Origin of the sequence: Rheinheimera muenzenbergensis (genome assembly GCF_036984005.1) — a bacterium.
Taxonomy (GTDB): Bacteria; Pseudomonadota; Gammaproteobacteria; order Enterobacterales; family Alteromonadaceae; genus Alishewanella; species Alishewanella muenzenbergensis.
Genome location: NZ_JALAAR010000021.1, coordinates 1 through 15,596 on the forward strand (window position 1 = coordinate 1; position 15,596 = coordinate 15,596).

General features: G+C 52.8%; 12 protein-coding genes. 3 read left to right on the forward strand and 9 right to left on the reverse strand.

Annotation, left to right across the window (positions count from 1 at the left end; genetic code table 11):
• Positions 1-113: 113 nt before the first annotated feature.
• A complete protein-coding gene (locus tag MN202_RS18255; protein WP_335737580.1) occupies positions 114-587 on the reverse strand; it encodes a GNAT family N-acetyltransferase in 474 nt (157 codons plus the stop codon).
• A 193-nt stretch (positions 588-780) separates the two neighbouring features.
• Here MN202_RS18255 and MN202_RS18260 point away from each other — a divergent pair, with 193 nt between their 5' ends.
• A complete protein-coding gene (locus MN202_RS18260; RefSeq protein ID WP_335737581.1) occupies positions 781-2,790 on the forward strand; it encodes a PhoX family protein in 2,010 nt (669 codons plus the stop codon).
• Between the two features lie 16 nt (positions 2,791-2,806).
• On the opposite strand, the gene MN202_RS18265 is transcribed toward MN202_RS18260, so the two are convergent.
• From MN202_RS18265 to MN202_RS18280, 4 genes are all read right to left on the reverse strand, one after another.
• Positions 2,807-5,251 carry an EAL domain-containing protein gene (locus MN202_RS18265; RefSeq protein WP_335737582.1) on the reverse strand — a complete coding sequence of 815 codons (2,445 nt, stop codon included), beginning with the start codon at positions 5,249-5,251 and terminating at the stop codon, positions 2,807-2,809.
• Between the two features lie 2 nt (positions 5,252-5,253).
• A complete protein-coding gene (locus MN202_RS18270) occupies positions 5,254-6,441 on the reverse strand; it encodes a hypothetical protein (RefSeq protein ID WP_335737583.1) in 1,188 nt (395 codons plus the stop codon).
• The gene (locus MN202_RS18275) at positions 6,434-6,838 is read right to left on the reverse strand and encodes a type 2 periplasmic-binding domain-containing protein (RefSeq protein ID WP_335737584.1); all 405 of its coding nucleotides are present in this window, start codon (positions 6,836-6,838) and stop codon (positions 6,434-6,436) included. The genes MN202_RS18270 and MN202_RS18275 overlap by 8 nt, the downstream gene beginning before the upstream one ends.
• Positions 6,839-6,996: 158 nt before the next feature.
• Positions 6,997-8,268, reverse strand: a complete 1,272-nt coding sequence (locus MN202_RS18280) for a DEAD/DEAH box helicase (RefSeq protein ID WP_335737585.1) — start codon at positions 8,266-8,268, stop codon at positions 6,997-6,999.
• A 217-nt stretch (positions 8,269-8,485) separates the two neighbouring features.
• Between MN202_RS18280 and MN202_RS18285 the strand changes: the two genes are divergently transcribed.
• Positions 8,486-9,823: a hypothetical protein gene (locus MN202_RS18285; protein WP_335737586.1), complete on the forward strand. Its 1,338-nt coding sequence runs from the start codon at positions 8,486-8,488 to the stop codon at positions 9,821-9,823.
• Positions 9,824-9,837: 14 nt separating this feature from the next.
• On the opposite strand, the gene MN202_RS18290 is transcribed toward MN202_RS18285, so the two are convergent.
• The 3 genes from MN202_RS18290 to MN202_RS18300 are packed head-to-tail and all read right to left on the reverse strand — an operon-like array spanning position 9,838 to position 12,233.
• Entirely contained in the window at positions 9,838-9,990 is a 153-nt protein-coding gene (locus MN202_RS18290; protein WP_335737587.1) for a DUF5989 family protein, read from the reverse strand.
• The gene (locus tag MN202_RS18295; RefSeq protein WP_335737588.1) at positions 9,990-10,388 is read right to left on the reverse strand and encodes an SxtJ family membrane protein; all 399 of its coding nucleotides are present in this window, start codon (positions 10,386-10,388) and stop codon (positions 9,990-9,992) included. Before MN202_RS18295 ends, MN202_RS18290 begins: the two co-directional genes overlap by 1 nt.
• Positions 10,389-10,397: 9 nt before the next feature.
• Positions 10,398-12,233 carry a carbamoyltransferase family protein gene (locus MN202_RS18300; protein ID WP_335737589.1) on the reverse strand — a complete coding sequence of 612 codons (1,836 nt, stop codon included), beginning with the start codon at positions 12,231-12,233 and terminating at the stop codon, positions 10,398-10,400.
• Positions 12,234-12,333: 100 nt separating this feature from the next.
• On the opposite strand from MN202_RS18300, the gene MN202_RS18305 reads away from it, so the two are divergent.
• Entirely contained in the window at positions 12,334-14,052 is a 1,719-nt protein-coding gene (locus MN202_RS18305) for an SGNH/GDSL hydrolase family protein (RefSeq protein WP_335737590.1), read from the forward strand.
• On the opposite strand, the gene MN202_RS18310 is transcribed toward MN202_RS18305, so the two are convergent.
• Positions 14,049-15,557 (reverse strand): tryptophan halogenase family protein, encoded by a 1,509-nt coding sequence (locus tag MN202_RS18310; RefSeq protein ID WP_335737591.1) that lies wholly within the window; start codon positions 15,555-15,557, stop codon positions 14,049-14,051. The two genes, MN202_RS18305 and MN202_RS18310, sit on opposite strands and share 4 nt — an antisense overlap.
• Positions 15,558-15,596: the final 39 nt, after the last annotated feature.

Consider the following 15,596-nt stretch of genomic DNA (forward strand, 5'->3'; position numbering starts at 1 on the left):
AAGAAGTGTTAAATCGAGCAAACTTAAGTATCCCGTTAAAAAGAAAAATGCCGGTCAGCTTAACTGACCGGCATTACGTTTATCGCGGCTTTTTTAATGTTACTACGCTGATTTTACTGCACAGGTTTAATCATTTTTAAATGCGGTATATCGTCTTCCAGATAGGGCTCACTGGCCGGCTTAAAGCCTAAATCCTGGTAAAACTGCTGCAAATAACACTGGGCTGAAATATGAATATCGGTATCGGGCCACAATTCTGCCGCCACACTCAGCGTCTTTTCTACCAGCACCTGGCCTAAACCTAAACGCCGCGCGGTTTGTGATACACACACCCGGCCAACACCCGGAAAGCCGTCAAAACTAACGCCCGGCGCCAGCACCCGTGAGTAGGCAATCACTTTTTCGCCCTTTTTTAAGATCACATGCCGGGTTTGTGGATGCAGATCCTTGTCATCCAGCTCCGGATAGGGGCAGTTTTGCTCTACAACAAACACATCAACCCGCAGCTGCAACAAGCTATACAGGGTGTAGCTATCCAGTTCATCAAAGACATTTACCTGCCATTGCATATTATCGGCTCCATGCATATTTTTGCCTTACTATATCAGAGCAGACTCCGCCGCGCCCAGCAGCAAAACAGCATTTATCCGTTAACCTTCCGCCGCCCGTCTTTTTTTTATCATAAAACTGCCATGCAATTGTTATGTAACGGCAATGTTACTGCCATCTGGCATCGTTGTAATAGGGCCAGTTTTTTGCCCAACGCCGGAGCCTATAATAATGACAGACAAGAAAACCAACGTCAGTATCGATAATTCAGGGGTAGATCCCCAAACGAATTTTTCCGTTAACCCCACTTTTGCCGCCATAGTCGACAGCCGTATGGCACGGCGTAGCTTCTTAAAAGGCAGCGTCGGAGCTGCCGTGGCAGCCTTTATCGGCGGCTCTGTAGTGGGTTGCAGTAGCAGCGATGATGGCGAGCCAACGCCGGTGGTGCCGCCTGTAACTAGCGCACCTTTGTTGGGCTTTACTGCAGTTGCCACTGGCCGCGCCGACGCCATCGTCGTGCCGCAGGGTTACAGCGCTCAGGCATTTTTACCCTGGGGCACCCCGCTTAATGGCAGCTATCCACCGTTTTTAGCCGACGCCAGCAATAGCGGCAGTGATCAGGAACAACAGGTCGGCATGCACCATGACGGTATGCACTTTTTCCCGATAGACGCGCGCAGTGACGGTAACAATTCGACTGAAGGCCTGTTGGTATTTAACCACGAATATATCGACAACAACCTTATTCATACTAATGGCATCACGACAGTGCCAAGGCTGGCCGATGAAGTGCGCAAAGAAGTGGCTGCGCATGGTGTGTCGGTAGCACATATTCAGCAACAAGCTGACGGCAGCTGGGCGCTGGTAGATAACAGCCCGTTTAACCGTCGCATTACCGGCGCAACGCCAATGGAACTGGCCGGCCCGGTGCGCGGCAGCGCTAAAGTCGTAACCAAATACAGCCCGGACGGCAGCCGTACCCGCGGCACCTTAAACAACTGTGGTAATGGCTATACTCCCTGGGGCACTTATTTAACCTGCGAAGAAAACTGGGCTGGCTATTTTATGAATGCCGACGCCGACAAACCCCGTGAGCACAGCCGCTATGGAGTGCCATCAGCTAATGGCCGTTACTTTTGGGAAACGGCTACACCGGCCGCTGATGTGTACCAGCGCTTTAATGCCAGCAGCCTTGCAGCCACCGCTGCCGGTGATTACCGCAACGAGCCGAATACCTTCGGCTGGATAGTTGAGATTGACCCCTTTAACCCCGACAGCGTACCGCAAAAACGCACCGCACTGGGCCGCTTTGGTCACGAGGGTGTGATCTTTGGCAAGCTGGAAGAAGGCAAACCTGTGGTGGTTTACTCGGGAGATGACTCCACTTTCGAGTACATCTACAAATTTGTTTCCACTGCGCCTTATTACAAAAATACCGCCGGTGGCCATTTATTAAACGATGGCATACTGTACGTTGCGCGTTTTAATGCTGATGGTAGCGGTGACTGGTTGCCGTTGGATCTGAATAACGCCGGCTTCGCTGCCAAGGTCGCGGCGGCCGGTGTTAACTTTAGCGATCAGGCCGACGTGCTGTTAAACACCCGCTTAGCAGCTGATGTAGCCGGTGCCACCAAAATGGACAGGCCGGAATGGGGCGCTGTGCATCCGCAAACCGGTGAGGTGTATTTTACCCTGACCAATAACACCCGCCGCACTGAAGCCCAAACCGACGGCGCTAACCCACGTGCCGCCAATGCTACCGGTCATATAATCCGCTGGAACGAGCGCGACACACAGGAAGCCACCGCTTTTGACTGGGATATCTTTTTACTGGCCGGTGATGTCGGCACTGCCACACCGGGTACCGACCTGACATTAAGCGCCGATAATCATCTGGCCAGCCCGGATGGCTTATGGTTTGATAGCAACGGTTTATTGTGGATCCAAACCGATATGAGCGGCTCACAGCAAGGTGAAGGCCCCTTTGGCAATAACCAGATGTTGGTTGCAGACCCGGTAACCCGGCAGATCAAACGTTTCTTAGTTGGCCCTACCGACTGCGAAGTCACCGGTATCAGCGCCACGCCGGATATGAAAACCCTGTTTGTTAATATTCAGCACCCGGGCGACCGCTCAACGCCGGATAACTTTACCAGCCACTGGCCAGATGGCGGCAGCAGCCGGGCCCGCTCGGCGACTGTGGTTATTACCAAAGATGACGGCGGTATTATCGGCAGTTAATACCTTAGTTAATACTTTAGGTTTGTGTGGCCGGCGGCAGCAAAGCCGCCGGCCAGTGTTGCTGCAAAACCTGCTGCACAAAAGCCAGTAGCTGGGTTTCGGCTAACGGCATAGAAAAATAGTAACCCTGCGCAAAGTCACACTGGTGTTGCTGCAACAACTTCACCACCGCTAAAGATTCCACCCCTTCTGCCACGACCTGCAAGCCGAGTTTCTGTACCATGGCAATAGTCGAGGCGACTATCTGATAATCCTGCGGGTTATCCAGCATATTCACTACAAAGCTCTTATCAATTTTTATCACGTCGACCGGCATTTGCTTCAGATAATTGAGTGACGAGTAGCCGGTGCCGAAATCATCTATCGCCAGCCGAAATCCCTGCGCTTTTAAGCGGTACATCATACCCAGCGTTTCACTGAAATTGTTAATCAGTGTGCTTTCCGTAATTTCCAGTTCAAAATGGTGGCCGCTCAAACCATAACGTTGCAGGATCTGGCCAAAGCGATCTGGCAATTTAGTGTGCAAAAACTGATCAGCAGAAATATTCACCGCTATAGTCACGTCGTTAAGCCCTGCGGCTATCAGCTCAGCACAATAACGGCAGCTGCGATCAAATACCCAGTAGCCCACGTCCACTATCAGCTGGGTTTGTTCCAGTACCGGAATAAACTCATCCGGAGCTACGATACCGCGCTGCGGATGCTGCCAGCGGATCAAGGCTTCAAACCCACACAACTTGCCGCTATTCAGGTTAACCTGCGGCTGCAAGCTCAGACTAAATTGCTGCAGCAACAGCGCCTGACGCAGTTCAGTTTCCAGTTGGATACGTGCCGCCAAATCCGCTGACATTTGCTGGTTAAACACCACATAGCAATTGCGCCCCGACGCCTTGGCCTGATACATCGCCAAATCAGCACAGCGGATTAATTCATCACCATCCTGCTGCGCGTCCTGGGTATAGCTAATACCGATACTGGCACTTAAACGCAACGAAACCTGAGCCAGCACAAAAGGCTGCTCAAACAGGGCTAACACCCGCATCGCCATCGTTTCGGCTTGGTCGGCCGCGGTTAAACCAGATAATAAAATAGCAAATTCGTCACCGCCAAAGCGGCACACTAAATCTAGCGGCGTTGCCAGTGTTTCCAGCCGGCGGGCGGTTTCTATCAGCAGTTGATCACCCACCACATGGCTGCGGCTATTGTTAATGGTTTTAAATTTGTCTAAATCAAGAAACAGCAAAGCGACAACACCCGGCTGTTGCGTCAGGTTAGCTAAGGCCGCAGCTAAACGCTGTTGCAGCATATTGCGGTTGGCCAGCGCGGTAAGCTGATCAACCATCGCCATGCGTTGCAAACTGGCGGTATTTTCAGCCAGTTGCAAATCCAGCGTCTCCAGCTGATTATTCAGGCTCAGTACCGAATCATTAAAGGTGGTCAGTTCGTCGGCAAACCAGGCCGCTGGCAGCTGACTTTGCTGTCGAAAAGCAGCATAACGGCGCTGCGCCAGCAGCGGCAAAGCTGCCGCCAGTTGCAATATGCGCCGGCTGATACGCCGGGTAATCAGCATGATAAGCAGCAGCAATAACAGAAAGCACGCTGCTGCCATGGTCAGCACACGCTGCTGATAGCGGCTGTTTTCGGCTACCGACGCGCTGACATCCTCCAGCATCAGTAACACATAGGCATCTGATTGTGCCGGCGCCAGCGTAATAAAATGGATAAAGTAACTTTGCTGCTGCAGCTGCAAAATCAAGCCTTCTTCGCGGGCTGTAGCCAGATCAAACTGCGCCGGTAACACCTGATACAGTTGCCGCAACAGCTCCCGGTTTGATGCCAGCAATAACCTGAGTTGTTGCTGCGCGGCATCGTCTGCATTAACCTGCACCAAAGCAACATCAACGCCCAGCGCCTGATGCAGGCTAAACAATACCCCGGCCATATCGGCATTAGCTTGCAGTACCGCAATTTCACCGTGACGGTTTAACAATGGCAGGGTTAATTGTTTTTCGCAGATTTGCCCACAGCGGGTGTCTGTTTGTGGCTGTTGATGCTGCAGCGTAGCCGCAACAACCACCGCCGGTTTAATCTCTGTAGCCTCAGCACTGCTATACAGTAACTGTTGCTGCTGGTTCCACAAGTACAGTTGTTGCACGGCAAAATTCTGCTGAAGTGGTTCAAACTGTTGCGGTAAGCTGGCGGCGAACTGATTAAAATCGTCGGCCAGATGCAGCTGCTGTAACTCTGCCTGCGTTTGTAGCCAGGTTAATAATTGCTGGGTGGAAGACTGGTTATAAACATCAAAGTATTGCTGGCCCTGCGCTTTTCGCTGTGCTTGCTGTCGGGTGAACTGGTCATTCATATGCAGCAGCGACAAACCGGTAAACCACAGCAGCAATATCAGCAACATGCTGAGCATCAACAGCAAAATTTTCCACGACAGGCTAAGGTAGCGTGGCATAGTTAAAACCTGTACATCAACTGCAGTGCCAGCACTTGCCAGTACTCACTGTTATTGCGGCTCACATCGGGCTGAATAACCGGTGCCAGCCGGCCAGTACCTTTAACCCAGTGCACTTCGGCATCCAGCCGCCAATGCTGGTTTAAATCTATGCTGCCACCCAGCATAAACGTATGCTGGTAGCCAAAATACGCCGGTACGGCACCGCCAGTCATCTGTTGCAACTTTTTGCCCTGCCGATCGTCTTTGTCTGTCACAGCATAGTCGAGGGTGGTAAATAATCGCAGGTTGTTTGAGTAGTAGTATTGCAGCATCACATAGCCGCCCTGGCCAAACTGCTTGCGGGAAAATTGTGGTAAAAAGAACCCCTCAGTCGTCACCACCTCTTGCTGCAGCTCTGTACTTAACTCCCAATGCTCGCTCTGATAACGCGCCGCCAGCATTAGCCGCTGCGATGTAAAACGGGCATCACTTAATAACTCAGTGCCACCGCGGCGATAATCAAAGGTCGCTTCCTGAATAATAACGCCGTAGCTAAATTTGCTATGCAGTGACTGCCAGTACAAACTGAGCTTGTGATCATGGTTCATACGGGTGTCGCCCTGGGTTTGCTGCCCCAGCAATTGCCGGCTTTGCTCTACCGAGATCGGCACAGTGCCATAGCTCCAGTTAAAGGTCAGATCGCCATAATCGGCAGAATGGCGCAGTTGCAGCGACAAGCCGTCCGTCGCCACCGCAATATCGCGAAAGCTGTCAAAATAGACTGACTGCGGCAGCACTATAGATGGCCTGGTAAAAGGTACATCGCGGGTACTGGAATACAACCAGTGCTGGTTTTTAAAACGACCGAGATAAATATTCGCCTGCCAGGCCTCGCTGTTATAAGCCGCCCAATCAACAAACAAATAGTCCAGCCGCAAGCCGGGCGGATAGCGGTTCCCACCATCCAGATAGACGGTTTGTCCGGACAGATGCCAGGCCGGCGCCAATTGGTAGCGGGCATTTAACCCCAACTCAGTTAACTGCGCCGACCAATCTCCATCGGCGTTTACAAAGCTGCTGTCTTCAGCACGGATCAGGCCCTGGGCAATAAAGCCATTCCAGTTAAAGTTGGCGTCTGCCGCCCTAACGGCGATACTGCTAAGACTACCGGGCAGGCACAACAGGATTACTGCAGTAAGCTTAGTCAATACGCACCTCCTTAATAGCAGAGTCGGTGCTGCTTTGCTCTGCATAGCCGATAGCGCCGGGAACAGTGCGCAATAATTCCAGCATCTCACTGCTGGTATCTACTTGCTGCGGCCTGCGGCCCGTGCCGGAGAAACTGTGTTTATCCCAGATATTATTTAGCTGATACGGAAATAACCGTAACTGTTCGCGGCAAAAGCGCTGATGCGCTGCCGAACTGTCGGGCATAACAATAACCCTGACCGGTGTACCGTCAGGCCACAAGGTTTGCCGCAAGGTGAATATATTACGCAGTTGTGTCTGGGTTAAACTGTCCAGCGGCACAGTACCATGCACCAGCACAGTAGCCGCGGCTAACGGAAACACACTGACTAACACTGCCAAAAGCAGGCACTTCATTAAGCGTCTGCCCGGCAGAGGGTAATAACTAAAAAAGGTGTTTTTGCCACTGTTGTGCTATCTCCACTTTAACGCCCGCTTCCGTAGCAGGCGTTATCAGGAAATATCATTCTAGCACAGCAGTTTAGAGCCTGCTTTTTTACAGCTATTACTAGCGGTTAACGACTGGGTTTAGCTGCCGGCCGTGCTGCCGGTGCGCGCTGACCATCACGGTGGCCGGTGCGGGGGGCTTTGGCTTTTTTCGGTTTATACGGTTTGTTATTCAGTTTAGAGTCGGCCAGCGGGTTAGCTGGCTCAAAGCCCGCCATCAGCTGGCGTGGTAACACTTGTTTTATCAGCCGTTCAATACCAGCCAGCTCTTTGCCTTCATCAGCACATACCAGTGATATAGCATGGCCAGCAGCACCTGCCCGGCCGGTACGGCCAATGCGGTGAACATAGTCTTCGGCGACGTTAGGCAATTCAAAATTTACCACCTGCGGCAGCTGATCAATGTCCAGACCACGGGCGGCAATATCGGTAGCGACTAAGGCACGGATGGTACCCGCTTTAAAATCGGCCAGCGCTTTGGTGCGGGCATTCTGGCTTTTATTACCATGTATTGGCGCGGCCTTAATACCGGCGGTATCCAGATGCAGGCTGAGTTTATTCGCCATGTGTTTGGTTTTGGTAAATATTAGTACCTGTTGCCAGTTGTTGTCGCTAATCAGTTTGGTTACCAGCGCGGCTTTGCGGTTTTTATCAACCGGATAAATCAGCTGCTCTACCCGCTCGGCGGTGGTGTTGGCCGGTGCGACGGACACTTCCAGCGGGTTGGCCACCAGGCCACGCGCTAAGGTGCGGATTTCTTCTGAAAAGGTGGCCGAGAACAGCAGGTTCTGCCGTTTTTTCGGCAACAGCGCGAGGATTTTTTTAATGTCGTGAATAAACCCCATATCCAGCATGCGGTCCGCTTCGTCCAGCACTAATACTTCCAGCTGGCCGAATTTCACCGCATTTTGCTGATACAGGTCCATTAACCGCCCCGGTGTGGCGATCAGAATATCGACACCGCGGCGCATGGCCATCATTTGCGGGTTAATTTTTACGCCACCAAACACTACAGCGCTGCGCAAAGGTAAGTACTTACCATATACGGCAACACTCTCAGCAACCTGGGCCGCCAGTTCACGCGTGGGGGTTAAAATAAGCGCCCGCACATGGTTAGACTGTACCTTACGGCCCTGGCTTAAGCCCTGCGCCAGCACCTGCAGCAATGGCAGCGTAAAGCCGGCGGTTTTGCCGGTGCCGGTTTGCGCCGCCGCCATCAGATCACGCCCGGCCAATACCGCAGGGATAGCCTGTTGCTGTATCGGTGACGGTGTGGTGTAGCCTTTGTCGTCAATGGCTTTAAGTAATTCAGGTAATAGATTTAAATCAGTAAATTGCATGCGATATCCCGCAGTTAATGCTGCGAAACTAAACTGCCGCAGCTGCAGTGGCCTCCAAAACAGAGGGGCGCAGAGCTTACAGCAAAATGGCCGTGGGCACCAATAAAGATGAAAACAGCCAATTAATAACAGCACAACAACGCACCGCTCAGCACAGCCTTTATTCGTTGTGCGGCTTCAGGTATCTTGAGCACATTAGAATTGCCGGAGACCGCGTGTGTTAAAGCCAACTTTAGCCGCTGACAACAGCTTTATGCGTGAATTAAAACGCATGCTACAAGCCCTGACGTCGGTAGCAGATGACAGTAGCCTGGTAAGCCTGGTGGGTGATTACTATCGCTATGCACAGTTTGCTGCCGGCAAAGTACAGCATAACAGCGACGGCAAACGCCCGGAGACAATGCCGCAACTGTGGTTTTTAGCCGAAAAAATCCTCCGTCTGACCGAAGGCAACAACGCCGCCGACTGTCAGATCCGCTCTGCTAAAGTGCTTGGCAGCCTCCAGCTTACCGCTCCGGAATCACAGCGCCGCTGGTGTGAATTGCAGTTTGGTTATAAGTTACTGTACCGCGCCGCCCTTAGTCTGCGTTTACTTGACCATGGCTTACAACACCAGCTGCTAACTGACGACAAATTACAACAGCTTTATCAGCAGCGCCGTTATGCCGATGACGATTGCCCTTACCGGCTGCAATTACAATTACCACTGGTTGTCGCGGTAATGTTGCTTGATATTGGCCAATTGCAACCTGAAGCTACTGCTTTACTAACCGGCTATGCCGGCGAACGTGACGCCAGCCGCAGCATGAGCCGGGATGAGCGTGATGATTACCTGCAGCTGACGCAGGCCGGTATGCAGCAGCTGGTGAAGGACAGCTTGCAGGTGTTGCCGTATCGCGGTAACAGTAAAGCAGAAAAACAACAATTGGCAGCGATGCAGCAACAGCAGCTGGCATTAATCCGCCAATTACTTAGCGCACAAGCCGACCGGCAACCGCTGTGCCATGTTATCGCTATACCACAGGTATACAGTTCGATAGTGCTGCCCGGCAGACAGCGTTACCAGTACGACGCCCTGCCCAAAGCCAGCCTGGTGTTAAAGGATGCTGTCAGCCGTGGCCAGCTGGCAGGTGTGTGGGTGCAACATTTCTTGCGTATTACCGGCGTTTTTCCGCAGGGCTTTGGCATTACGTTTATTCCGGCGCAATTTTCTGGTTTACCGGGTGAAAAATACGAGCTGGCGATTGTTAACCAGCTATACCCGCCTAATGCCGCCGAACCGCTGTGCCGGGTAGTCAGTCGCAATTTACAGTACCGCCGCGGTGGCCATAATTGCCAGGTAAGCATCAACAACAATTTATATTTTAAGCCTGCCCGGCAACGGTTGTCGGTCATAGCGCCACAGCGCTTACAGGAAATACTGGCGCAGCTTAGTGCAGGCTGGCAACCGGGACAAATTCGCCATTACCTGCCACGCTGCTGGCAGCCGCACAGCTTTTTCAGCCACAGCCAGCACCAGAATTTGTGGAATCAGGCCCGGCAGCTAAGCAACTAACCGGCTGCCGCACACTAAAACAGCGTGTAGATAAAACCGGCCAGCGCCGATTGCTGGCTGGCGACGACCAGAGCGCCCAATAATGCCAACAACACAAATACCGGCAACAACCAGATTTTTTTCCGCAGCCGCAAAAACGCCCATAAATCGGTAAAAAATTCGCGCATTAAAAAGGATCCTTCATATTACTCCCGGCGATGTTATCGCTTTGCTGCCAGTAACTGCTGCCAGTGGCTGGCTGGCGCTTATAGTCCAGCTTGCCCAGCAGCCGCAGCACTACACCAAGCGGCGTAATGAGCAGATAAAACAACAACGCCAGTATGATACGGGTGTTTATCCAACCCATTACCTGGCTAAATGCCTGCCAGCCGCGTGCGGGCCAATACAATAGCCGTGGTACCAGCAAGGCCAAAACTGCAAAAGTTAGCGCAACACACCACGGCCATAACGGCCAGCCAGAGCCAAACAACCAGGGCAGGGCAAGACCAAACAACAATGGCCAGGCCACAGCCATTTGCCAGCCAAAACGGCGCAGTGCCGGTGTGTCATCTGCAGCTATATGCATTGCTGTCCCTCAATCTGGCGTAAACTGGCGCTGCCTTGCTTTTGCAATAGCAGCAGATGGTTGTTCAGCTTTTGTCAGCAGGCAGTCCTGCAACAGCAAATAGTCCATATCAGTGGCCAGAAAGCCTGCTATAGCGTCTGCCGGCGTGCATACCGGCGGCTCGCCACGGACATTAAACGAGGTGTTGATCAGCACCGGGCAGCCGGTTAGCTGGTAAAATGCCTGCAGCACGGCATAAAACGCCGGCTGGTGTTGGGCATCAACCGTCTGCAGCCTTGCGCTGTAATCAACATGGGTAATGGCCGGTAACGTAGAGCGGAGCTGTTGTTGCTGCGCCAGGCCGCTAAGTTTGGTTTCTGCTGTAACGCAGTGTTGCGATTTTAATTGTGCCACCAGCAGCATATAAGGGCTGCTATGTTGCAGTTCAAAATAGTCTGCCGCCTGCTCTGCCAATACTGCCGGCGCGAATGGCCGGAAAGACTCGCGCTGCTTGATCTTCAGATTTAACAGCCGTTGCATATCGGCGCTGCGGGCATCAGCCAAAATAGAACGGTTACCCAGCGCCCGCGGGCCAAATTCCATCCGGCCCTGAAAACACCCCACTACAGCACCATCGGCCAATAATTGCGCTACAGCAGGATTACGCCGTTCTGCACTCAGTCGCTGATAAGGTAAACCCAGCTGCTGCAGCTGCTGCTCTATCTGCTGGTTGCTAAAAGCCGGTCCCAACAGCGCACCTTGCATTGCATCGCCCGCGCTCACGGGCAAGCGCGGCTGCTGATAAAAGCGGTGCCAGGCCAGCATGGCCGCGCCCAAAGCGCCACCGGCATCGCCAGATGCAGGTTGCACCCATAACGCATCGCAGGCGTTGTCCGCCAGAATACGGCCATTGGCTACACAATTTAGCGCCACACCACCGGCCAGACACAGATTACGGCAGCCGGTTAACGCTGTAGCATGGCGCACAATTTTCAGCACCACTTCTTCTACCACTTGCTGCACCGAGCGGGCCAGATCCAGATGCTTTTGCTCAGGTGTGGCATTAAACGCCAGTGCCGGGCCACCAAACAAGGCTTCAAAACGGCGGTTGATCATGCGGTTGCCGACCGGATAATCAAAATAACGCATATTCAGGCTGAAGCTGCCATCGGCTTTAACGTCTATCAATTCGCGATAAATCATGTCGACATAGCGCGGCTCGCCATAGGGTGCCAGCCCCATTAACTTGTACTCGCCGGAATTGACTTTAAAACCACAGTACTGCGTAAAAGCCGAATACAATAAACCTAACGAATGCGGAAAACGGATCTCCTTCAATGAGGTAAGCTGGTTAGCTTCACCCAGCCAAACCGAACTGGTCACCCACTCACCAACACCGTCCAGACACAATACTACGGCTTTATCAAACGGCGACGGGTAATATGCCGACGCAGCATGCGCCTGATGATGCTGGCTAAACAGCAATTGTGGTAAGGCCGCATCGCTTTCTGCCTGCAGCGCGCGCAGCTCACGGCGCAGCACCGTTTTTAAAAACAACTTTTCTTTTAACCACACCGGCATCGCCCGGACAAAGCTGGCAAAGCCGCGCGGCGCGTGCGCCATAAAGGTTTCCAGTAAGCGCTCAAACTTCAGCAGCGGTTTGTCGTAAAACACCACCGCACTGACATCGGCCAGGCTGATACCGGCCTCGGCCAGACAATAGCGAATTGCATCAACCGGAAAAGCGGCGTCATGTTTTATCCGGCTGAACCTTTCTTGTTGGGCGGCGGCAACAATAACGCCATCGGCCAGCAAAGCCGCAGCACTATCGTGGTAATAACAGGAAAGCCCGAGAATATATTTCATGCTGTTGACGACTAACTTAGTGATGGCTTAAGTTAACGAAATTCCCTAGTATTGGATAGCTTTTAATGCCGCTTGACGGATGTTGTAGCAAGGAATACGTATGCAGATCTGGCTGTTTCGCGCTATCGCCATTATGTTGCCGCTACTGCTGTTGTTGGCCGCAGAGTGGTTGCTGCGGTTAGGTTTTGCCACTGAGCGGGTAGCGCTGTTTATTCCACATCCGGCGGCGCCGGCCTACCTGGTGACCGAACCTGACATTACCCGGCGTTATTTTGCTGCTAACGCCGCGCGACCACCGGTAAAAATGGAACCCGGCTTTATCCTGCAAGATAAACCGGCCAACAGTATCCGCCTGGTGGTGCAGGGTGGCTCCACTGCCGCCGGTTACCCTTTTGGTGTTGGTGCATCGCTGGCTGGCATGCTGGAGCAGCGGCTTAAGCGTACCCTGGCAGATAAACATATTGAAGTGGTTAACACCGCGCTGTCGGCCGTTAACAGCTATACCCTGCTGGATTTATCTGATGACATTCTGGCGGTTGCGCCCGATGCGGTATTAATTTACGCCGGCCACAATGAATACCTTGGCATTTTAGGTGTCGGCTCCAGTTATCTGACGTCACAATCTCCCACTGCTACCTTGTTGTGGCTAAAACTGCGCCAGCTTGAACTGTATCGCTCGCTCGAGCATGGTTATCAGGCGCTGTTACGCCCGGCTGACACGCCGGATGAAAAACGCCGCACAGTCATGGCAACCGTTGCACGGCATAAAGATATTGCCCTGCACTCAGAGCGCTATCAGGCTGGCTTGCAGCAGTTCGAGCAAAATATGCGCCTGCTGTTGCAAAAATACCAACGCGCCGGTGTGCCAGTGTATCTGGCCACTATTGCCAGCAATCTGGCTGCTCAGCCGCCGTTTAACTCGTTGCCGCCACCGCCAGACCAGCTTGCACAATTGCAGAAAATAGCTGGCATTTTGCAGCAAAACGCGGCAAATAGCGCCGCATTGCAGCAGTTAAATACCCTGGCCGCAGCCACAACAGAAAGTGCCAGCTGGCATTATCAGCTGGGCCAGCTTTATTTGCAGCTGCAACAGGCAGATAGCGCCAAACAGCATTTAACGCTGGCACGGGATCTGGACCTGCTGCGCTTTCGCGCGCCGTCGGCCATTAACGACATTATCCGCCGCCTGGCTGCAGAATATGACGCTGTGCTGGTCGACGCTGAGCAAGCGCTGGCAGCCCAGTCAGAGCACGGTATTATTGGTAAAAAAATGATGCTGGAACATTTGCATCCCAGTATTGAAGGTTACTTTGTGCTGGCTGACAGCTTTTATCAGGCCTTGTATCAACAGCGCCAGTTTGGCCGCTGGCCTAAACCGGTGCCAGCAGAATTTGCCTGGCTGGAGCGGCCAATACTGCCGGCTGAAGAATTTGCCGGCCAGCTGCGTATAGCCCAGCTTACCGCCGACTATCCATTTCAGCGCGCCCCTAAGCCGGTTAATTTTCCTGCTGCGCAAAATGCCCAGCAACAGCTGGGCCGCCGTTATATTGATGGCGATCTCGACTGGCTCAGCATGCTGCAACACAGCGCCCGTTATTACCAGCAACAGCAGGATGGCGATATGCTGTTAAAAAGCCTGAAAATTATTGCAGACGCCCTGCCGCACGATGGCATGGCTAACTTACAGGCGGCACAGATCCTGTTACAGGCCAAACGTTATGGCGAAGCGCGTGCTTATTTAAAGCGCAGCTTGCTAAGCGCTGCACCACCAGCGCAGGCCCGTTCACTGCTACAACAACTGGACGCGGCTAAGCCTTAATCCGCTATAAAGCGGCAGTGCTGCATTAAGTACTGCTCGTGGCCGGTTAGCGTAGCGGCAGTATCGGCCAGATGGCGCTGCATTGCCTGCAGGGTGCGGCCGATATCCAGTTCGGTTTTAACGTGCGTTATCGGCGCCGCAGCAGCCGGCAGGATATTTTGCCCCAGCAACACCGCCAGCCAGCTATCTTGTTTAAACAGCTCTTTATCTTCTATGCGCAAATGGCCATGGCGTTTAAACAGCGCCAATTTTTGCTGCAGGCTGTCGGGTATCGCCATCTGCTTGCAGTACTGCCAGTAGGGGCTGTCATCGCGCGCTGTGGCATGGTAGTGCAATACAATAAAATCGCGAATTTGCTCGTATTCCAGCTGGGTCGTGGCGTTGTACTCATCAATATCTTCCTGGGCACACACCGCTGATGGAAACAAACTGACCAAACGCATAATAGCGCGCTGAATAAGGTGTAAACTGGTTGACTCCAGCGGCTCGAGAAAACCGGCCGATAAACCGATGGCAACACAATTTTTTTGCCAAAATTGCTTGCGATGGCCAGTGTTAAAGCGGATTAGCCGCGGCTCGGTCAGCGCTTTACCCTCGACACTGCGCTGCAACAAGCTTGTGGCTTCATCATCTGACATAAAACGGCTGCTAAAAACATTGCCATTGCCGGTGCGCGTTTGCAGCGGAATGCGCCACTGCCAGCCGGCATGATGGGCAATAGAGCGGGTATAGGGCCGTAACGTCGGATCAGCCGAGGTTTGCATTGCTACTGCGCTGTCATTCAGCAGATAGTCGCCCCAATCGGTAAAACCAACACCCAGCGTCTGGCCCAGTAACACACTGCGCAGCCCGGTGCAGTCGATAAAGAAATCACCACTAATAACCCGGCCATCATCTAACACCAGCTGCGAGATAAAACCGTTATGTGCATGTTGTTGCACGCTGGCTATTTTGCCTTCGGTTCTTACTACGCTACGCGCTGTGGCATAGTCGCGTAAAAAGCGGGCATAGCGGCCGGCATCAAAATGGTAGGCATAGTCATAGCCAGAGAACAACGAGCGCGGATCGTTATTCGGTGGCACAAATTTATTGCGGCTGGCCAGTTGCCAGGCGGCAGAAAACTGCTCAATCGGCGTATTCATGCCGTCCAGACGGGCTTTCAGATAAAAATACGGAAATGGAATATAGTCAAAATCGGCAGCAAAACGACCAAACTGATGGAAATAACGCTCGCCCACTGCGCCCCAGTTTTCAAACTGGATCCCCAGCTTGATACTGCCGTTACAGCGCGCTAAAAAATCGTTTTCGGCAATGCCAAGCATGGCATTAAAGCGTTTAATCGGCGGTATCGTTGCTTCACCAACGCCAATAGTGCCGATATCGTCAGACTCGACCAGGGTAATGCGTACATTGCCCTGTAACTGCGAGGCCAGCATGGCAGCTGTCATCCAGCCGGCCGAGCCGCCGCCGGCAATAATAATGTGTTGTAGTGCAGCAGAATTCATCGGTTACCTCAAAAAAAAAAGCTGTCGCCAGGCGACAGC